The organism is Streptomyces sp. AP-93 (assembly GCF_022808175.1).
In the GTDB taxonomy this organism is placed as follows: Bacteria; Actinomycetota; Actinomycetes; order Streptomycetales; family Streptomycetaceae; genus Streptomyces.
Window position 1 is genome coordinate 144994 of record NZ_JALGBX010000015.1, and the last position, 19434, is coordinate 164427.

Below are 19434 nucleotides of genomic sequence, written 5' to 3' on the forward strand. Positions count from 1 at the left end.
CTGCTGAAGATCAAGATTTCCGCCACTCAAGGGCAGCATGGATCGCGGTGCATACGCGCGACCGAAGAGCCAGGATACCCGCCGCTTCGCTCTGAGCCCAATCCAGGTTCGCGGCGAGCTCAGCGGCCCTGTTCGTACTGGCGCAGCTGGTCCAGATTGATCATGCTCGTGTCGAAGAAGCTGGTCTCGTCGAGCGCCACCTGCTGGTCCTGTACGGGCTGCTGCTGCTGGTAGCCGCCGTACGGGTCGGGCTGCTGCTGCTCATACGAGACCGCGTAGGGGTCGGGCTGCTGCTGGACCTGCTGGTAGCCGCCGTACGGGTCCTGGTACGCGTAGGCGTCCTGCTGGACCGGCTGCTGGTAGGCATAGGCGTCGTACGCCGGCTGCGGCTCGGGCTGGGCCTGCGCCTGCGCGGGGATCAGCGGCGCCTGCGGCTCGGCCAGGCCCGCCAGGAAGTCCGCGTCGCTCGAGGAGCGCGACTGCTGGTGCCCCGCCGCGTCCTGGGCGGCCATGTGCGCGCCGAGGTCGTCGGTGGCCACGCGGCCGAGGAGCTTCTGCCGGCCCCGGCCGACGGCCTCCAGGGTCTTGGAGAGCACCGCTTCGAAGGTGGCCAGCTTGGTGTCCACGTACGCGTCGGCCTGCTGCCGCTGCGTCTCGGGGTCGTGGCTGCGCTCGGGCGCCTCGGCGTCGGGGTAGCCCTGCTCGTCGAGCCCGGCCCCCCGGCCCAGCAGCTTCTCGCGGCCCCGGTCCACCGAGCCGATGGTCTTGGTGAGCACGACCTCGAAGTTCGCGAGCTTGCTGTCGACGTAGTCGTCGGCCTCGGCCTTGACCTCGTCCGCCTCCCGGCGGGCCTCCGCCAGGATCCGGTCCGCCTCGTCCTGGGAGCGCCGCGCGACCTCGGTGTCGGAGATCAGAGAACCGCGCTGGGCGTGCGCCGACTCGATGATCCGGTCGGCCTCGCGGCGGGCCTCCTCCACCATCTGCTCCCGGCCGCCGATGAGCTCCTGGGCCTGTGCGAGCGAGCCCGGCAGGGCGCCCCGCACCTCTTCGAGCAGGGCGAGCAGCTCGGCGCGGTTGATCACGCACGAGGCCGACATGGGCATGGACCGGGCGCTGCCGACGGCCGCGACGATCTCGTCGAGCTTCTTCTGCACGTCCATGGGTGCTCGCACTCTCTCGGCCCCGGGCGGTTCCCGAGACGGACGGGACGACTGTAAGGCCACCGGCCCGGGAGCCGACACCGGCTGATGCCGGGTCAGGGGGTGCCGGCGGCCGGGGTCAGCGCCTGGGCAGGCGCTCCAGCAGGGCGGCGTGCACGTGTGCGGGCAGCAGGTGGGCCACGTCGCCGCCCCAGGCCGCCACTTCCTTGACCAGGGAGGAGGACAGGAAGCTGTAGGTGGGGTTGGTCGGGACGAAGAGCGTCTCGACGCCCGACAGGCCCATGTTCATCTGGGCCATCTGCAGCTCGTAGTCGAAGTCGCTGACGGCGCGCAGGCCCTTGACGATGGCCGGGATCTCCCGCTGCTTGCAGAAGTCGACGAGGAGCCCGTGGAAGGACTCGACCACGATGTTGCCGTAGCCGGCGGTCGCCTCGCGGATCAGCTCGATCCGCTCCTCGACGGTGAAGAGCCCCTGCTTGGACTGGTTGATCATCACGGCGACGTGGACCACGTCGTAGAGCCGCGAGGCCCTGCCGATGATGTCGAGGTGTCCGTTGGTGATGGGGTCGAACGACCCCGGACAGACGGCGCGGCGCAACTGCATTCCCTCGTTCCCGGGTGCGGGCTTCATGACTCTTCGCTGATGGAGGCGGCGCGACCGTACCAAAGGGTGCCCTCGCCGTACTTCCTGGAGCGCAGCGGCTCGAAGCCCTCCGGCCACGGGAAGGCCCCGCTGCGGGTCCTGCGCTCCACGGTGACGAGCGCGTCGTCGGTGAGCCAGCCATTGGACCGGAGTGTGAGGAGGATCTCGCACAGGTCGGAGTGCTCGACCTCGTACGGCGGGTCCAGGAAGACCACGTCGTACGGGTCCCCGTGCGCGGCGCCGGCCGCGATCTGCTCGGCCCGGCCGACCCGGAATTCGGCGCCGGGCAGGCCCACCGACGTGATGTTGTCCCGGATCGCCTTGGCGGCCTTGGCGTCGGGCTCGACCAGCAGCGCGTGGCCCGCGCCGCGGGAGAGCGCCTCCAGGCCGACTGCGCCGGAACCGGCGTAGAGGTCGAGGACGCGGGCTCCCTCGACTCCGTGCAGCGACTCCCAGGTGGAGAAGAGGCCCTCGCGCATCCGGTCCGAGGTGGGGCGGGTGCCGGTGCCGGGCGGTACGGCGAGGCGTCGCCCGCCGGCGCTTCCGGCGATCACGCGGGTCATCTGGGGTCCTTCGGTGAGCGGGGCGGAGGGTGGTGCAGGCCTTCAACGATAGGTCGTGCCCGTCACCCCTTCTCCAGGTACTGCTCGCGCTCGGTGTCCAGCAGGGCGTCCAGGGCGGTCCGCAGGCCCGGCAGCTCCGTGAGCTCGGGGTCGGCGGCGACCACGCGGGTGGCCTCCTCCCGGGCCTGGGTGATGACCTCCTCGTCCTCGATGACGGCGAGCATCCGCAGCGAGGAGCGCACGCCGGACTGGGCCTGGCCGAGCACGTCGCCCTCGCGGCGCTGCTCCAGGTCGATGCGGGAGAGCTCGAAGCCGTCCAGGGTGGCGGCGACGGCCGCGAGCCGGGCGCGGGCGGGGCTGGCCTCGTGCATCTCGCTGACCAGCAGGCAGAGGCCCGGGGCGGAGCCGCGGCCGACGCGGCCGCGGAGCTGGTGGAGCTGGGAGACGCCGAAGCGGTCCGCGTCCATGATCACCATGACGGTGGAGTTCGGGACGTTCACGCCGACCTCGATGACGGTGGTGGCGACGAGCACCTTGACCTCGCCCGCGGTGAAGCGGCGCATCACGTCGTCCTTGTCGGCGGGGTCCATCCGCCCGTGCAGCACCTCGACGGACAAGCCGGCGAGGGGCCCCCGGGTGAGCTGCTCGGCGATCTCCAGCACCGCGAGCGGGGGCCGCTTGTCGCCGTCCTCCTCGGCCGCCGCCTTCTTCTTGGCGCCCTTGGCCCCCTTGGCACTCTTGCCGTTCTCGTCCTCCCCGTCGCCGATGCGCGGGCAGACCACGTACGCTTGGTGGCCGTTCTCCACTTCCTCGCGGACCCGTTCCCAGGCCCGGGCGAGGAAGTGCGGCTTGTCCTTGGCGGGCACCACGTGGGTGGCGATCGGGGAGCGGCCGGCGGGGAGCTGGTCCAGTACGGAGGTCTCCAGATCACCGAAGACGGTCATGGCGACCGTGCGCGGGATCGGGGTGGCGGTCATGACGAGCAGGTGCGGGGGCTGCTTGCCCTTCGAGCGCAGGGCGTCGCGCTGTTCCACGCCGAATCGGTGCTGCTCGTCGACGACGACCAGACCGAGGTCGTGGAACTGCACCTTGTCCTCGATCAGGGCGTGCGTGCCGATCACGAGCCCGGCCTCGCCGGTGATCAGGTCGAGCAGCGCCTGGCGCCGCGCGGGCATCCCCATCGAGCCGGTGAGCAGCACCACTTTGGTGCCCCGGTCGGAGCCGCCGAGCATGCCGCCCTCGGCGAGCTCGCCCATCATCTCGGTGATGGACCGGTGGTGCTGCTGCGCGAGCACCTCGGTCGGGGCGAGCATGGCGGCCTGCCCGCCGGAGTCGACGACGGCGAGCATGGCCCGCAGCGCGACCATCGTGTTGTGCGTGACGGTGAAGTTGTCGGTCACGTAGGCATGGCTCGGATGCTCGACGCTGATGCACTGGACAGGCTTGGCGCCAACGTGCTCCACCGCCCGGATACCGCGCCGGAAAGTGTTGTACTCCGGCCTCGGTCGCATGCGTGCCGCCTTGCGCGACAGCCTGAACGGCTCGAACTCCTCGGGCAGGGCGACTGAGACGTTGAAGGCCGCCTCTTCGGGCAGCACCCGGGCACGTCCGCCGAGAGACCGCACGAGCCAGGCCACGTCCTGCGCCAGTCGGCGCGAGGCAGAGCAGAACGACATGCTCATGCCGTCCGCGTGAAGCGTCCCGTCCGTGTCCATGAGGCCTTGAAGGACCGCCAGGCGTTCCTTGACCGGTGCGTTCTTGTAGACGTCCGGGACGAACGTGTGGTGGGAGGTCAGACCCCACAGTCCGAGGTCTCGAAGCGCCTGGATGACGGGATTGCGTCGGGCGCCGCCCTTCGGCCCGCTCATCCGGATCGTGTAGTCGCACCGGGATCCGGGAACGACGGCCATCTCGCAGTCCGGCGCCACCTCCGCCGCGACCGCGTCCAGGATCTCCGCGTCCGCGGTGGACAGCCGCAGGTCATGCCGGAACGACCCGTCACCGAGGAGTACACCCATCAGGTACGGATCAAGTGGTGGGACGTCGCCGCTCGTGAGGTCCACGGGTACGGCTACCGGCAGGTACCACTTGGAAGATCCATTGGCCTCGTGCAGGTCCGAACGGATCTCCCGCGTGGTCATCACCTTGGGTTCCTGGCCCCGGTCCCATCCACAGCTGGTGCCGACGATCCACAAGTGTTCGTCGTCGCACTCGACCGCGCTGCCGTCCGAGAGCACCACCCGCCACACCTCGCGCTCCCCCTGCGGGAAGACGCCTCCGACGACGGCGATCTCGCCGGTCGGCACCACCACCTCGTCCCCGACCTCGATCCGGCCCATCGGCCGGAACCCCGTGGGTGTCAGGACTTGGGCGTCGAGCGGCTGAGCCTTGCCCGAGCCCACTTCGCCCTGGAGGAGGCGGTGCATGGGGTGCTCGGTGGCGAGGTCGTCGAAGATCTCCTTCGAGACGCCTCGCTGGCCTTCGGTCAGGGTGAAGGGCAGCTTGGCGTCGAAGGATTCGAGGAGGCCGCCGGGGGTGGGGCGGCGGGGTACGGCCGGGAGCTGGGAGTCGGCGTGCCGGCGGCGGGCCAGGGCGACCTGGAGGACGAAGGCCTCGTCCCACTTCAGGCGCCCGCGGGCGTCCTCGATGTCTGCCTTGGTGACCGGGCGGTGGATCTTCAGCAGGGCTTCGGTGAGCGGGACCAGCCCGCGGTCCTCGCGCAGGGCGCCGGGCAGCGGGTCGACGACCTCCTGGGCCCTGGGGAGCACCGCGTCCACGCACTTGGCGATCTTCCAGGACTCCAGCTTCGCGCAGGCCGGGTAGATCGGGATGAGCTGGCTCGCGAAGGCGGTGGCCGCGTCCCGGTCGGAGGCGTCCGCGCCGAGCGGCTCGTAGGCGGGGTGGGCGAGCTGGAGCTTGTGGTTGAACATCCCGACCTTGCCCGCGAACATCGCGCGGCTGCCGGGCAGCAGTTCCTTGTGTGGTTTGTGGACGCCCGACCCGAAGAAGACGAGCTGGAGGCGTCCGCTGCCGTCGGTGATGGTGACTTCGAGGCGCTTTCCGCCGCCCCGGCTGCCCTGGTACGTCAGCAGGCGTGCGTCGGCGACCTGCGCGACCACCGTGACGTGTTCGTCGATCTGGTCGGCGAGTTCGGCCAGCGAGGTCAGCTCGCCGCGCTCCGCGTACCGCCGGGGGTAGTGGTGGAGCAGGTCCAGGGCCGTGTGCAGGCCGAGCTGCTCGGCCAGCACCTTGGCGGTGGCGGGGCCGAGGGTCTTCTTGAGGTCTTCGTCGAGCGCGGGCACGTGTTCATTGCACACCATGACGCCGACAACCCGGCTATTCCACCCCGATGAGCAGCGGCGCGGACCAGCGGCCGCCCTGGTAGGTGACGGTGTCGACGGCGAGGTGGCCGTGCTGGACGTACGCCTCCAGGCGCTCGGCCAGCGCGTCCGGCACCTCGGGGCCCAGGACCAGGGTGACGAGTTCGCCGCCGGATCCGAGCATGCGGGCCAGGACGGCCTCGGCGGTTTCGGCCAGGCCGGTGCCGATGACGGCCACGTCGCCGTCGATGAGCCCGAGCACGTCGCCGGCCTGGCAGATGCCGGCCGAGGTGAAGGACTGGCGTTCGGCGACGGCGAGTTCGCCGTAGCGGGTGGCTCCGGCGGCCGCCGTCATGGCGACCACGTCCTCGTCGAAGGTGCCGTCCGGGTCGTGCACGGCGAGCGCGGCCAGGCCCTGGACCTCGGAGCGGGTGGGGATCACGGCGACCCGTACGCCTTCGGCGCGCGCCTGCTGGGCGGCGGCCGCCGCGACCGCCCGCAGTTCGGCGCCGTTGGGGAGCAGGACGACCTCGCGGGCGTGCGCCTCGCGGATGGCGTCGGCCAGTTCGGCGACGGCCGGCGGCTCCCCGGGCCGGGCGAGGACGGTGGTGGCGCCCGCCTCTCCGCACAGTCCGGCCAGCCCCTCGCCCTGGACCACGGCGACGACCGCGCGCTGGGAGCGCTCGCCGCGGGCCCGGCGGCGTTCGTCGCCGAAGTGCGTGATGCGGATCCGGTACGGCCGCCCGGCGACCACCCCGGCCTCCACGGCCGCGCCGGGGTCGTCGACGTGGACGTGGACGTTCCACAGCCCGTCGCCGCCGACCACCACCAGGGAGTCGCCGAGGGCGTCGAGCCGGGTGCGCAGCCGGTCGACCTCGGTCTCGGCGGCCTCCAGCAGGTAGATCACCTCGTAGGCGGGTCCGCCGTGCTCCTCGGCGCAGGGCTCCTGCGGTCCCGTTACGGGCACGGCCCGGCCGCGTACCGGTTCGGGGGCCGGCTCCCTCCCGGACAGCGTCTGCCACAGGGCCCCGAGTACGGCGACGAGTCCGCAGCCCCCGGCGTCGACCACCCCGGCCCGCCCCAGCACGGCCAGTTGCCCCGGGGTTTCGGCGAGGGCCGCGCGGGCTCCGTCGTAGGCGGCCCCGGCCACGTCGCCAGCGGTCCCGGCGGCCCTGGCCGCGGCCTCGGCGGCCCGGGCGGCGGCGGCGGCGACGGTGAGCATGGTGCCCTCCACCGGGTGCGCGACGGCCCGGTACGCCTCCTCGGCGGCCCGGGTCAGCGCCTGCGCGAGCAGCCGCGCGGGATCACGGTCGGCGGGATCACGGTCGGCGGGCTCGTCGCCGAGTACGTCGGCCACTCCGCGCAGCAGCTGCGCGAGGATCGTCCCGGAGTTGCCCCGGGCGCCTATCAGGGCGCCGTGCGCGAAGGCCCGTACGGCCTCGGGGAGGGAGGGCGCGGCTGTGCCGTCCGTCACTGCGGCGAGGAGGTCCGCGAGCTCGCGGTCGGCCGATTCGGCGGTCAGGTAGAGGTTGGTGCCGGTGTCCGCGTCGGCGACGGGAAAGACGTTGATCGCGTCGATGTCCTCGCGGGCCCGGCCCAGTGCGGCCAGGGCCAGCGAGCTCCAGGTGCGTACCGCTTCGGCGTTCAGGGGGTACGGCTGAGGCTGGTGCGCCACCGGGCGTTCCTCCTTGTGCGGGCCAGGGTTCACCGCAGGGTAACGAAGGACTGCCGGGCCGGCGGGACCCCGGGGCGGGGGCGGCCGTGGACATGGTAGTTTTCTTGGACCGAGGCAGTCGTTGTATGCTGCTCCGGTTGCCCGATGAGAGTCGGGCCATTCCCCCCGGCAAACCACTTCAGATCCCTGATACCGGTGCGCCGGGATTCACTGTAAGTGCATCTGAAGTCTTTGGAGTGACCTGTGGCTGCCAACTGCGACGTTTGCGCCAAGGGGCCGAGCTTCGGCAACAGCATTTCCCACTCGCACCGCCGCACCTCGCGTCGCTGGAACCCGAACATCCAGCGTGTCCGTGCCGTGGTCAATGGGACGCCGAAGCGCCTCAACGCCTGCACCTCGTGCATCAAGGCCGGCAAGGTCTCGCGCTGACGCCTTCCGTCGTAGCGCAGCCCTTTCCGGTTGCTGAGAAGGCCGGTCCACCTGGTGGACCGGCCTCTTGCTTTGCCTGATCGAACATGATCAAACCTGTAGGGCCTGCTCCACCCCGTGAAACCTCGGGGTGGAGCAGGCCCTACAGGCATTTCAGTGCAGACGGTTCAGCAGCGCCACTGCCACGCGTGGTCCACCGGTCCGATGCCCCCGCCCAGCGCGAACCCGGCGGCGATGGCGCCGGTGACGTACTCCTTGGCCCCGGTGACGGCCTCCGGGACGGTCCGGCCTTTGGCCAGGCCCGCGGCGATCGCGCTGGCGAGCGTGCAGCCGGTGCCGTGGGTGTGCCGGTTGTCGTGGCGCGGGGCCCGCAGCCAGAGTTCGTCTGAGCCGTCCGTCAGGAGGTCCACCGCCTCGTTCCCGTGGGCGGCGAGGTGGCCGCCCTTGATCAGCGCCCATGCGGGCCCGTACGCGAGGACCGCGTCGGCGGCCCGGCGCATGTCGTCCTCGGTCTCCACGACGACTCCGGTGAGCTGGGTCACCTCGTCCAGGTTCGGCGTGGCCACGGTGGCCCGGGGCAGCAGTTCGTGCCGTACGGCGTCCAGCGCGGTGGCGGCGAGGAGCGCGTCCCCGTGCTTGGAGACGCCGACCGGGTCCACGACGGCCGGGGCGGCGGTCGCGGCGAGCAACTCGGCCACGGCCTCCACGAGGGCGGCGGACGACAGCATCCCCGTCTTCACGGCCTGGACGCCGATGTCGTCCACCACGGCCCTGTACTGGCCCTTGACGGCCTCCGCGGGCAGTTCCCAGACGCCTTTGACGCCCAGCGAGTTCTGCGCGGTCACAGCGGTCACCACGCTCATCCCGTGGACCCCGAGCGCCAGCATCGTCTTCAGGTCGGCCTGGATGCCCGCGCCGCCGCCGGAATCGGATCCGGCGACGGTCAGACACAGCGGCGGGTGCGGGCGGGCCATGCGCGGGCGAGCGGCCATGGGGGATCCGCTCATCGCGGGGTGTCCTCCGCGGCCGTGTCGCCGCCGAAGTGGTCCCAGCCGCCGGTGGAGGCCCAGGGTGCGCCGTCGACGGTCACCTGGGGCAGCGCGGAGCGGTTCTGGACCTCGCCGATGACCTTCCAGCGGGCCGGGAGCTTCACGTCCGGCGGGAAGGTGGCGACGATCGCGTGGTCCTCTCCCCCGGTGAGGACCCACTGGAGCGGGTCCACGCCGACGGCCTGCCCGATGTCGTGCATCTGAGTCGGGATGTCGACGGCCGCCGAGCGCAGGTCGATCCGTACCTTGCTGGCCTCGGCGATGTGTCCGAGGTCCGCGATCAGGCCGTCGCTGACGTCGGTCATGGCGGTGGCGCCGAGACCGGCGGCCGCGGGGCCCGCGTGGTACGGCGGCTCGGGGCGGCGGTGGGCTTCGACGAAGGCCCGCGGCGAGCGGAAGCCGCGCGAGAGCACCGCGAAGCCGGCCGCGGACCAGCCGAGCCAGCCGGTCACGGCCACGACGTCGCCGGGCTGGGCGCCGGAGCGCAGCACGGGTTCGTGGTTGCGCAGGTCGCCCAGCGCGGTGATGGCCACGGTGATGACATCGCCGCGGACCACGTCGCCGCCGACCACGGCCGCGCCGGCGACCTGGCATTCGTCGCGGATGCCGTCCATCAGCTCGGTGGGCCAGGTGGCCGGCAGCTCGGCCGGGACGACCAGGCCGAGGAGCAGCGCGGTCGGCACCGCGCCCATGGCGGCGATGTCGGCGAGGTTCTGCGCGGCGGCCTTGCGGCCGACGTCGTAGGCCGTGGACCAGTCGCGCCGGAAGTGCCTGCCCTCCAGCAGGATGTCCGTGCTCGCCACGACCCGCCGGTCGGGGGCCGACACCACCGCGGCGTCGTCGCCCGGTCCGACCCGGACCGCCGGGGTGGTGGTGAGCCGTGAGGTGAGCTCCCGAATGAGCCCGAACTCCCCCAGCTCGCCCACAGTGCCCTTCATCGCTGTGCCCCTTCTTGCCCAGTCCGCTTGCGGTCGCGAGCCGTCACAGCTCTGGGTACCGTCAACAGATACGTCAACTTCTGCTCTCCGTACGCCCCGCCCTGCGCGCGGCCGGACCCGCGGGTCTCCCCGCGGCGCTCGGCGACGCGGTACCGTGGCGTCCCTTCTTCCCCGGGCCCACCCGTCATCCCCGGGCCCACCCGAAGGGTAGGGGAAATGATCCTCGTGGCCGCCCTGGAGGTTCCGTGGTACAGGCGTACATCCTCATCCAGACCGAGGTGGGCAAGGCGTCGTTCGTCGCCGAGTCCATCGCGCAGATCGCGGGGGTGATCCAGGCCGAGGACGTGACCGGCCCGTACGACGTGATCGTGCGCGCCCAGGCCGACACCGTGGACGATCTCGGCCGCATGGTCGTGGCCAAGGTCCAGCAGGTGGAGGGGATCACCCGCACCTTGACCTGCCCGGTCGTCCATCTGTAGCCCCCGTCTACTCTTGGCCGGTGATGTCACGACACCGCCGGCCCTTCTCTCTGCTCGCCGCACTGACCGCGCTGGCCGCCTCGGCGGCCCTCGCGGGGTGTTCCCCGGGTGAGTCCGAGGCGCGGGTGGAACCGCCGTCCGCTCCGCCCGCCGATGTCGCGGGTCCCTGTGCGGCGCTGCACAAGAAGCTCCCCCAGACGGTGGCGCGGCTGGACCGTGCCCAGGCCGTACCGGAGTCCGACCTGACCGCCGCGTGGGGCGGCTCGGCGATCGTACTGCGGTGCGGTGTCGGCAGGCCCGTGAAGATGCTGGATCCGAAGCAGGACGGCATCGAGGTGAACGGTGTCGGCTGGCTCGTGGAGCGGCTGGACGACGGCGGGGTCCGGTTCACCACCGGGCTGCGGGTGGCGTACACGGAGGTCCTGGTCGACAAGGAGCATGCCACGGATGCGGGGATGCTGGTGGGCCTGTCCGCCGCGATCGCCGAGACCGTTCCGGTGGGCATCTCGTCTTCCTGACCCGCCCGGCCCCTCTCGGCCCCTCCCGGCCCCGCCCGTGCGGACGAGGACCGCCCGCCGCCCTCCTCCTGCGAGGGGCGGCGGGCGGTCCTCGTCCGCGTACGGAGCTTCGTGGCGGGGCTCGATACGGGGTTAGCGCAGTCCGGTGGAGCGGCGCAGGGCAGCTTGGATCAGGCGGTCCACCAGCTCCGGGTACTCGATGCCCGACTCCTGCCACATGCGCGGGTACATGGAGATCGGCGTGAAGCCCGGCATGGTGTTGATCTCGTTGATGACGAACGTGCCGTCTTCGGTGAGGAAGAAGTCGGCGCGCACCAGGCCCTCGCAGGACGCGGCGTCGAAGGCCTCGATCGCGAGCTTCTGGACCTCGGCGGTCTGCTCCGGGGTGAGCGGGGCGGGCACGAGTCCGGAGGCGGAGTCGATGTACTTGGCCTCGAAGTCGTAGAAGTCGTGGCTGGAGACCGGCGGGATCTCGGCGGGCACGCTCGCGCGCGGACCGTCCTCGAACTCCAGGACCCCGCACTCGATCTCGCGGCCGCGCAGCAGCGCCTCCACGATGATCTTCGGGTCGTGGCGGCGGGCCTCGCGGATCGCGGCGTCCAGTCCGGCGGGCTCGTCGACCTTGGTGATGCCGATCGAGGATCCGGCGCGGGCGGGCTTGATGAACAGCGGCCAGCCGTGCTCGCCGGCGAACTCCGCGATGCGGGCGAGGGCGCCCTCGCGGTCGTTCTCCCACTCGCGGGGGCGGATCGTCACGTACGGGCCGACGCGCAGCCCGAAGGACGTAAAGACCCGCTTCATGTAGTCCTTGTCCTGGCCGACGGCCGAGGCGAGGACGCCGGAGCCGACGTACGGGATGCCGGAGAGCTCCAGGAGGCCCTGGAGCGTGCCGTCCTCGCCGTACGGGCCGTGCAGGACGGGGAAGACCACGTCGACCTCGCCCAGCGCCTTGGGGACGGCTCCCGGCTCGGTGTAGAGGACCTCGCGGCTGGCCGGGTCGACGGAGAGCACGACGGCGCCGTCCTCGGATTCGGCGAGCTGCCCCACGTTGGGGAGCTCGCCGCCGGAGATGGCCATCCGGGCGGGCTCGTCGGCGGTCAGTGCCCACCGGCCGTCCGTGGTGATGCCGATGGGCAGCACCTCGTACTTGGAGCGGTCGATGGAGCGCAGGACGGCGCCCGCGGTGACGACCGAGATGGCGTGTTCCGAGCTGCGGCCGCCGAACACGACGGCCACGCGGGGCTTGCGGCCCTGCTGCTCAGGGGTCTGGGGGAGGTTCTCGCTGCTCATATCGCCACGAGGGTACCCGCTCATGCGTCCGGAAAGCAGTCAGCGCCGTTCCGGTTTGGCGCTGCGCCCCATGAGTTCCTTGAGCGCGACCAGGGTGGGCTTGCCGTGGTGGACGATGTCGACGACCGTGTCGGTGATCGGCATGTCCACTCCGTGGCGGCGGGCCAGATCGGCCACGGACTGGCAGGACTTGACGCCCTCGGCGGTCTGCTTGGTGACCGCGATGGTCTCCTCCAGGGTCATCCCGCGGCCGAGGTTGGTGCCGAAGGTGTGGTTCCGGGAGAGCGGCGAGGAGCAGGTGGCGACGAGGTCGCCGAGGCCCGCGAGGCCGGAGAAGGTGAGCGGATCGGCGCCCATCGCCAGGCCCAGGCGGGTGGCTTCGGCGAGGCCGCGGGTGATGAGCGAGCCCTTGGTGTTGTCGCCGAGGCCCATGCCGTCCGCGATGCCGACGGCGAGGCCGATGACGTTCTTGACGGCGCCGCCGAGCTCGCAGCCGATGACGTCGGTGCTCGTGTACGGACGGAAGTACGGGGTGTGGCAGGCGGCCTGGAGGCGGCGGGCGACGGCTTCGTCGGTGCAGGCGACCACGGAGGCGGCGGGCTGCCGGGCGGCGATCTCACGGGCCAGGTTGGGGCCGGTGACGACGGCGACGCGGTCGGCGGGGACCTTGGCCACCTCTTCGATGACCTCGCTCATCCGCTTGGCGGTGCCGAGTTCGACGCCCTTCATCAGGGAGACGAGCACGGTCTCGGGGGCCAGCAGCGGGGCCCAGGCGGCGAGGTTGCCGCGCAGGGTCTGCGAGGGGACGGCGAGGACCGTGAAGTCGGCGCCGGCCGCGGCCTCGGCGGGGTCGTTGGTGGCGCGGATGTTCGCGGGGAGTTCGATGTCGGGGAAATAGTCCGGGTTGGTCCGGCCGCTGTTGATGGCGTCGACGAGCTCGCGCCTGCGGCCCCACAGGACCACCTCGCAGCCGGCGTCGGCGAGGACCATGGCGAAGGCCGTGCCCCAGGAGCCGGTTCCGAATACGGCTGCCTTCACGGGACGTGTCACTTGTTGCCCTCCCCTGCGGCCTTGCGCCGCTGCTGCGCCCTGGCGTTGCGATGGTCGTACGGCTGCGCGGGCGCACTCTCGCCCCGCAGTTCCTCCAGCAGCCCGGTGACGGCCGCCATGATGACTTCGGTGACCTCCCTGAGTACCTCCGGGGTGGGTTCCCGGTCGTAGTACGCGGAGAGGTCCACGGGCGGCCCGGCGAGGACCTGGAGGGTTTTGCGCGGGAACAAGCTGACCTTGTTCTCCTTGGCGTAGGGCGGCATCGCGAGATTCGCGCCCCACTGGGCCACCGGAATGACGGGGGCCCTGGTCATCAGCGCCACGCGCGCGGCGCCGGTCTTGCCGGCCATGGGCCACATGTCCGGGTCCCGGGTGAGGGTGCCTTCCGGGTAAAAGGCCACGCATTCGCCGCGCTCGATGGCGTCCACGGCGGCCCGGAATGCGTCCAGGGCGTTGGTGGACTCCCGGTAGACGGGGATCTGGCCGGAGCCGCGCAGGATCGCTCCGACAATGGGGACCTCGAAGAGGGCCGCCTTGCCGAGCAATCGGGGCACCCGGCCGGTGTTGTACTGGAAGTGCGCGTAGGACAGCGGGTCCAGATACGAGTTGTGATTGACGGCGGTGATAAATCCGCCCTCGGTCGGAATGTGTTCCATTCCCCGCCAGTCCCGCCTGAAGAGCACTACCAGCGGCGGTTTCGCGATGGCCGCCGCAAGGCGGTACCAGAAGCCGATTCTGCGGCGGGACACTCGGACACCTTCCTCTAGGACCGGTGCGCGGCTTGGGCGCCTCGGGGCCGGACAAGTGTGGCCCCGCGTCCGGTCTCTGTCGAGAACACCGTACGCCCCGGACACCCGGACCAGACCCCGGGTCGCCCGGCATGAGGTGACAATGGGGCTCCGCATGACCTGGCCATGACCCGCACATGGTCTGAGCGGCGCGCGAGCGTGCCGGAGGGAAGGGGTCCGTCACGAACGCCGTCTGGAGTCTGGTGGTCCCGCTGAAGCCGCTCGCCGTGGCCAAGAGCCGCCTCGCGGTGGCCGTGGGAGCCTCCCGGCCGGGGCTCGCCCTGGCGTTCGCGCTGGACACCGTCGCGGGGGCGCTGGCCTGCACCGCGGTCGCGGATGTGGTGGTCGTCACGGACGATCCGGCGGCCGGTGCGGAACTGGCGCGGCTGGGGGCCCGGATCGTGCCGGACTCCCCGGCGGCCGGCCTCAACGCGGCACTGGCCCACGGGGCGCGGGAGATACGGGCGGGCAGGCCCGGGGCGGCGGTGGCCGCCATGAACGCGGACCTGCCGGCGCTGCGGCCACCCGAATTGCTACGCGTGCTCGATGCCGCTTCGGTATTTCCCCGGGCATTTCTGGCGGATGCGGCGGGAATCGGGACGACCCTGCTTTCCGCTGCTCCGGACGTGGAATTGGCGCCCTCGTTCGGCGGCCCCTCACGGGCCCGGCATTCGGCCTCGGGCGCGGTGGAATTGGCCCTCTCCGACGTCGAGAGCATCCGGCGGGACGTGGACACGGGGGCGGATCTGCGTACGGCCCTGGCCCTCGGCGTGGGGCGCCATACGGCCCGATACAGTGCCCGTATGCAGGCGACCGCGTACACGTACGACTCCCAGACCCGCAGCGGCAGTGTGCTGCTGGACGACGGCACCCCGGTGCCCTTCGAGGCCCCGGCGTTCGACGCGGGCGGCCTGCGGCTGCTGCGTCCCGGGCAGCGGGTCCGGATCGAGACGGACGGCGAGGGCGCGGGCCTGCGGATCACCCTGGTCACCCTGCAGACCTTCTGACCTCCGGCGCACCGCGGGCCGGCTTCCCCGCCGTGGGGAAACCGGCCCGGCGTGTGTGACTCGTTGCCCTACTTGGTCTTGCGGGCGGTGGTCTTCTTCGCGGTGGCCTTGCGCGTCGCCGTCTTCTTGGCGGGCGCCTTCGTCGCGGCGGTGGCCTTCTTGGCCGCCGGGGCGGTCTTCTTCGCGGTGGCGGTGGTCTTCTTCGCCGTCGCCGCGGCCTTCTTGACCGTGGCCTTCTTGGCCGCGGGGGCGGCCTTCTTCGCCACGGCGGTCTTGGGAGCCGTCTTCTTGGCGGTGGCGGTGACCTTCTTGGCCGTGGTCTTCTTCGCGACCGTGGTCTTGGCCGCGGCAGCCGCCTTCTTGGCGGGTGCGGCCTTCTTCGCGGCGGCCTTCTTGACCGTCGCCGAAGCGCCACCGGTGAGGCTGCCCTTGGGCGCCTTCTTCACCGATACCTCGCCGCCCTTGGGCAGCTTCTTGGTGCCGCTGACCAGGTCCTTGAAGCCCTGGCCCGCTCGGAAGCGGGGAACAGAGGTCTTCTTGACCCGGACGCGCTCACCCGTCTGGGGGTTGCGGGCGTAGCGGGCCGGGCGGTCGACCTTCTCGAACGAGCCGAAGCCCGTGACCGAGACCCGGTCGCCCCCGACGGTCGCGCGGACGATGGCGTCCAGTACCGCGTCGACGGCGTCCGCGGCCTGCTGACGGCCGCCCAGCTTGTCGGCAATCGCTTCTACGAGCTGCGCCTTGTTCAACGTCTTCCCCTTCGGAGACTTCGCCAGAACGAATGTGTTCAAGCTTATTTCGCACGTTAGGCGGATATATACCGCAAATCAAACACGAAACGGGCTTATCACCCTAGTGCCGCAACGTTGTAGGCCGTTACGGAGTTCCTTCGCATCAGTCGCCTTCAGGGAATCGACCCTCGTCGAGGTCCTTCATCAACCTGTCCAGGCGCCTTGCCGCGTCGGCGAGATCATGCTTCGCCACGGCCGTGACGACCAACAGCTTCCGGGACAGCGCCATCCTTACGCCCTCCGGGACTTGCAGTGTGCGCACCCTTGTGTGTGCTTCTTTCAATCGGTCGGCGACAAGTCCGTAGAGCTCAAGTTGACTGTCGCGTTCCATGCACAGATTGTGCCATCTGGGGCGAGTTGTCGCCTCACGGGGCCTCAACACACGACTGTGCCCCCTGCCGGATGGCAGGGGGCACAGTGTTGCCTATGTGATCACCCTAAGGCGAATAAGCGCTGATCAGGCTGGAATCACGCCTGAATCGTGCGCGGCTTGAAGGCCGGCCGGACGCTTTCGTAGGTGGCGATGTCCGCTTCGTTCTGAAGGGTGAGCGAGATGTCGTCCAGCCCCTCCAGGAGCCGCCAGCGGGCGTTGTCGTCGAGTTCGAACTCCGCGACGACGCCTTCGGCTCGGACCTGGCGGTCGACCAGGTCGACCGTGATCTCGGCGGTGGGGTCGGCCTCGGTCAGCTTCCACAGCTGCTCGACGGTCTCCTGCGGCAGGACCACGGTCAGCAGGCCGTTCTTCAGCGAGTTGCCGCGGAAGATGTCGGCGAAGCGGGAGGAGATGACCGTCTTGAAGCCGAAGTTCTGCAGGGCCCAGACGGCGTGCTCGCGCGAGGAACCGGTACCGAAGTCGGGACCGGCGACCAGGACGGTCGCGCCGGCGCGCTCGGGGCGGTTGGTGATGAACTCCGGGTCCTTGCGCCAGGCCTCGAAGAGCCCGTCCTCGAAACCGTCGCGGGTGATCTTCTTCAGCCAGTGGGCCGGGATGATCTGGTCGGTGTCGACGTTGCTGCGGCGCAGCGGGACGGCCCGGCCGGTGTGGGTGGTGAAGGCTTCCATCGTTCTCAGACTCCTGCGGGCGCGGTAGCGACGGACGACCCAGCCAGGTCGGCGGGCGAGGCCAGGTGGCCCAGCACCGCGGTGGCGGCGGCCACCTGCGGGGACACCAGGTGGGTGCGCCCGCCCTTGCCCTGCCGGCCCTCGAAGTTGCGGTTGGAGGTGGACGCGGAGCGCTCACCGGGGGCCAGTTGGTCGGGGTTCATGCCCAGACACATCGAGCAGCCCGCGTGCCGCCATTCGGCGCCGGCCTCCTTGAAGACCTTGTCCAGGCCCTCTTCCACGGCCTGCAGGGCGACGCGGACCGAGCCCGGGACGACCAGCATGCGTACGCCCTCGGCGACTTTGCGGCCCTCGATGATCCCGGCGACGGCGCGCAGGTCCTCGATGCGGCCGTTGGTGCAGGAACCTACGAAGACGGTGTCGACCTTGATGTCGCGCAGCGGCTGCCCGGCGGTCAACCCCATGTACTCCAGGGCCTTTTCGGCGGCGTGGCGCTCCGAAGCGTCCTCGTACGAAGCCGGGTCGGGGACGTTCGCCGACAGGGGCGCGCCCTGGCCGGGGTTGGTGCCCCAGGTGACGAACGGCGACAGCGTGGTGCCGTCGATGACCACCTCGGCGTCGAAGACGGCGTCGTCGTCGGTGCGCAGGGTCTTCCAGTACGCGACCGCCGCGTCCCAGTCCTCGCCCACGGGGGCGTGGTCGCGGCCCTGGAGGTAGTCGAAGGTGGTCTGGTCGGGGGCGATCATGCCCGCGCGGGCGCCGGCCTCGATCGACATGTTGCAGATGGTCATGCGGGCTTCCATCGAGAGCTGCTCGATGGCCTCGCCGCGGTACTCCAGGATGTAGCCCTGGCCGCCGCCGGTGCCGATCTTGGCGATGATCGCCAGGATCAGGTCCTTGGCGGTGACGCCCTCGGCCAGCGCGCCGGTGACGGTGATCGCCATCGTCTTGGGGCGGGCCAGCGGCAGCGTCTGGGTCGCCAGCACGTGCTCGACCTGGCTGGTGCCGATGCCGAACGCCAGCGCACCGAAGGCGCCGTGCGTGGAGGTGTGCGAGTCGCCACAGACCACGGTGGTGCCCGGCTGGGTCAGACCCAGCTGCGGTCCCACGACGTGGACGACACCCTGCTCGACGTCACCCAGGGAGTGCAGGCGCACTCCGAACTCGGCGCAGTTCGACCGCAGCGTCTCCAGCTGGGCCCGGGAGACCGGGTCCGCGATCGGCTTGTCGATGTCGATCGTGGGGGTGTTGTGGTCCTCGGTCGCGATGGTGAGGTCCAGGCGCCGGACCTTGCGGCCGGCCTGCCGCAGGCCCTCGAAGGCCTGGGGGCTGGTCACCTCGTGCAGCAGGTGAAGATCGATGAAGAGGAGATCGGGCTCGCCCTCGGCGCGCCGGACGACATGGTCGTCCCAGACCTTCTCCGCGAGTGTCCTACCCATCGCTTTCCCTCCGGCCGGCCGGTTGTGCCGGCGCTTGATAGAGATCTTGTGCGCCTGATCGCCCGTACCCCACGTCCCGGACGACGGCTCGGACCCAGTGGTTCGTGGACCCGCACATACAGACTCGCTCGTTCTTGGAAAAATTGAACTTGCGTTTCACAGTGTGAGACGCGAATATCGTTTCATGGACAACTCTAGCGGCGTCGGCGTTCTCGACAAGGCAGCTCTGGTATTGAGCGCACTGGAGTCCGGTCCGGCCACCCTCGCCGGGCTGGTCGCGGCGACAGGGCTCGCACGACCCACGGCACATCGCCTTGCCGTGGCACTGGAACACCACCGGATGGTGGCGAGGGACATGCAGGGCCGGTTCATCCTCGGACCGCGGCTGGCGGAGCTCGCCGCCGCGGCCGGCGAGGACCGCCTGCTGGCCACGGCCGGACCGGTGCTCACCCACCTCCGGGACGTTACGGGAGAGAGCGCGCAGCTCTACCGGCGTCAGGGCGACATGCGCATCTGCGTAGCGGCCGCCGAGCGGCTGTCGGGCCTGCGGGACACCGTCCCGGTGGGCTCCACGCTCCCGATGAAGGCCGGCTCGGCCGCGCAGATCCTGATGGCCTGGGAGGAGCCCGAGCGGCTCCACCGCGGCCTGCAGGGCGCGCGCTTCACGGCGACGGCGCTCTCGGGCGTACGGCGTCGCGGCTGGGCGCAGTCGATCGGCGAGCGCGAGCCCGGCGTGGCCTCCGTCTCGGCGCCCGTGCGCGGGCCGTCGAACCGCGTGGTGGCCTCCGTATCGGTCTCCGGGCCGATCGAGCGCCTGACCCGCCACCCGGGACGCATGCACGCCCAGGCCGTCATCGACGCGGCCGCCCGACTGACCGAGGCCCTGCGCCGCTCCAGCTGAGCACCTCCCCGGTCGCAGACCCCCACCACCACTACCCCCGGGCCCGGGGGCGCGTGAGACGCCGCACACGTCCACACACGCGCCGCCGGGCCCGTACTACGTCCGGATCGGTCCGGAAACGGCGAAGAGGCCCTCCGCGATGAACGCGGAGGGCCTCTTCTGTGCGTACCCCCGACCGGATTCGAACCGGCGCTACCGCCTTGAGAGGGCGGCGTGCTAGGCCGCTACACAACGGGGGCTAGCTGTTACTGCGGTACTGCGCTGGGCTACCAGGACTCGAACCTAGAATAAGAGAACCAGAAACTCTCGTGTTGCCAATTACACTATAGCCC

19 protein-coding genes and 2 tRNA genes are annotated in these 19434 nt (G+C 71.0%); 5 read left to right on the top strand and 16 right to left on the bottom strand.

Going from position 1 to position 19434, the window contains the following annotated elements; translation table 11 throughout:
• Positions 1–119: 119 nt before the first annotated feature.
• From MTF69_RS24420 to MTF69_RS24440, 5 genes are all read right to left on the bottom strand, one after another.
• A complete protein-coding gene (locus MTF69_RS24420) occupies positions 120–1160 on the bottom strand; it encodes a cell division initiation protein (RefSeq protein WP_243337716.1) in 1041 nt (346 codons plus the stop codon).
• Between the two features lie 118 nt (positions 1161–1278).
• The gene (gene coaD / locus MTF69_RS24425) at positions 1279–1758 is read right to left on the bottom strand and encodes a pantetheine-phosphate adenylyltransferase (RefSeq protein WP_243337845.1); all 480 of its coding nucleotides are present in this window, start codon (positions 1756–1758) and stop codon (positions 1279–1281) included.
• Positions 1759–1787: 29 nt separating this feature from the next.
• Complete coding sequence (rsmD, locus tag MTF69_RS24430; RefSeq protein ID WP_243337717.1) at positions 1788–2366, bottom strand: 16S rRNA (guanine(966)-N(2))-methyltransferase RsmD; 579 nt, start codon at positions 2364–2366, stop codon at positions 1788–1790.
• 62 nt (positions 2367–2428) lie between these two features.
• On the bottom strand, positions 2429–5686 hold the full coding sequence (locus MTF69_RS24435) for a helicase-related protein (RefSeq protein ID WP_243337718.1): 3258 nt from the start codon (positions 5684–5686) through the stop codon (positions 2429–2431).
• Between the two features lie 16 nt (positions 5687–5702).
• Positions 5703–7361, bottom strand: a complete 1659-nt coding sequence (locus MTF69_RS24440) for a DAK2 domain-containing protein (RefSeq protein ID WP_243337721.1) — start codon at positions 7359–7361, stop codon at positions 5703–5705.
• 243 nt (positions 7362–7604) lie between these two features.
• Between MTF69_RS24440 and rpmB the strand changes: the two genes are divergently transcribed.
• Positions 7605–7790 (top strand): 50S ribosomal protein L28, encoded by a 186-nt coding sequence (rpmB, locus tag MTF69_RS24445; protein ID WP_073911113.1) that lies wholly within the window; start codon positions 7605–7607, stop codon positions 7788–7790.
• A gap of 167 nt (positions 7791–7957) precedes the next feature.
• Here rpmB and thiD read toward each other — a convergent pair whose 3' ends face one another.
• Together thiD and MTF69_RS24455 are read right to left on the bottom strand one after the other, a co-directional pair.
• Positions 7958–8797: a bifunctional hydroxymethylpyrimidine kinase/phosphomethylpyrimidine kinase gene (thiD, locus tag MTF69_RS24450; RefSeq protein ID WP_243337722.1), complete on the bottom strand. Its 840-nt coding sequence runs from the start codon at positions 8795–8797 to the stop codon at positions 7958–7960.
• Entirely contained in the window at positions 8794–9777 is a 984-nt protein-coding gene (locus MTF69_RS24455; protein WP_243337724.1) for a thiamine-phosphate kinase, read from the bottom strand. The genes thiD and MTF69_RS24455 overlap by 4 nt, the downstream gene beginning before the upstream one ends.
• 245 nt (positions 9778–10022) lie before the next feature.
• Between MTF69_RS24455 and MTF69_RS24460 the strand changes: the two genes are divergently transcribed.
• Both MTF69_RS24460 and MTF69_RS24465 read left to right on the top strand, forming a co-directional pair.
• A complete protein-coding gene (locus MTF69_RS24460) occupies positions 10023–10256 on the top strand; it encodes an Lrp/AsnC ligand binding domain-containing protein (RefSeq protein WP_112450218.1) in 234 nt (77 codons plus the stop codon).
• Positions 10257–10279: 23 nt separating this feature from the next.
• Positions 10280–10774: a DUF3515 domain-containing protein gene (locus MTF69_RS24465; RefSeq protein ID WP_243337847.1), complete on the top strand. Its 495-nt coding sequence runs from the start codon at positions 10280–10282 to the stop codon at positions 10772–10774.
• Positions 10775–10906: 132 nt separating this feature from the next.
• On the opposite strand, the gene MTF69_RS24470 is transcribed toward MTF69_RS24465, so the two are convergent.
• The 3 genes from MTF69_RS24470 to MTF69_RS24480 are packed head-to-tail and all read right to left on the bottom strand — an operon-like array spanning position 10907 to position 13863.
• Positions 10907–12064 carry a D-alanine--D-alanine ligase family protein gene (locus MTF69_RS24470; RefSeq protein ID WP_243337727.1) on the bottom strand — a complete coding sequence of 386 codons (1158 nt, stop codon included), beginning with the start codon at positions 12062–12064 and terminating at the stop codon, positions 10907–10909.
• Positions 12065–12103: 39 nt separating this feature from the next.
• Positions 12104–13114: an NAD(P)H-dependent glycerol-3-phosphate dehydrogenase gene (locus MTF69_RS24475; protein ID WP_243337728.1), complete on the bottom strand. Its 1011-nt coding sequence runs from the start codon at positions 13112–13114 to the stop codon at positions 12104–12106.
• Entirely contained in the window at positions 13111–13863 is a 753-nt protein-coding gene (locus MTF69_RS24480) for a 1-acyl-sn-glycerol-3-phosphate acyltransferase (RefSeq protein WP_243337730.1), read from the bottom strand. Before MTF69_RS24480 ends, MTF69_RS24475 begins: the two co-directional genes overlap by 4 nt.
• A gap of 242 nt (positions 13864–14105) precedes the next feature.
• Between MTF69_RS24480 and cofC the strand changes: the two genes are divergently transcribed.
• Positions 14106–14909, top strand: coding sequence for a 2-phospho-L-lactate guanylyltransferase (gene cofC, locus MTF69_RS24485; protein WP_243337732.1), 804 nt, complete (start codon positions 14106–14108; stop codon positions 14907–14909).
• A 68-nt stretch (positions 14910–14977) separates the two neighbouring features.
• Here cofC and MTF69_RS24490 read toward each other — a convergent pair whose 3' ends face one another.
• The 4 genes from MTF69_RS24490 to leuC all read right to left on the bottom strand — a co-directional run bounded on the left by MTF69_RS24490 (position 14978) and on the right by leuC (position 18201).
• Positions 14978–15658, bottom strand: a complete 681-nt coding sequence (locus MTF69_RS24490; RefSeq protein WP_243337734.1) for an HU family DNA-binding protein — start codon at positions 15656–15658, stop codon at positions 14978–14980.
• 145 nt (positions 15659–15803) lie between these two features.
• On the bottom strand, positions 15804–16031 hold the full coding sequence (locus tag MTF69_RS24495; RefSeq protein WP_243337737.1) for a hypothetical protein: 228 nt from the start codon (positions 16029–16031) through the stop codon (positions 15804–15806).
• 137 nt (positions 16032–16168) lie between these two features.
• Positions 16169–16762 (bottom strand): 3-isopropylmalate dehydratase small subunit, encoded by a 594-nt coding sequence (gene leuD / locus MTF69_RS24500; protein WP_243337738.1) that lies wholly within the window; start codon positions 16760–16762, stop codon positions 16169–16171.
• A 5-nt stretch (positions 16763–16767) separates the two neighbouring features.
• Entirely contained in the window at positions 16768–18201 is a 1434-nt protein-coding gene (gene leuC, locus MTF69_RS24505; protein WP_243337740.1) for a 3-isopropylmalate dehydratase large subunit, read from the bottom strand.
• Positions 18202–18385: 184 nt separating this feature from the next.
• Here leuC and ndgR point away from each other — a divergent pair, with 184 nt between their 5' ends.
• Positions 18386–19102, top strand: a complete 717-nt coding sequence (gene ndgR, locus MTF69_RS24510) for an IclR family transcriptional regulator NdgR (protein ID WP_112450208.1) — start codon at positions 18386–18388, stop codon at positions 19100–19102.
• 166 nt (positions 19103–19268) lie between these two features.
• Here ndgR and MTF69_RS24515 read toward each other — a convergent pair.
• Together MTF69_RS24515 and MTF69_RS24520 are read right to left on the bottom strand one after the other, a co-directional pair.
• Positions 19269–19341 (bottom strand) — tRNA-Glu (locus MTF69_RS24515).
• A gap of 22 nt (positions 19342–19363) precedes the next feature.
• A tRNA-Gln gene (locus tag MTF69_RS24520) sits at positions 19364–19434 on the bottom strand.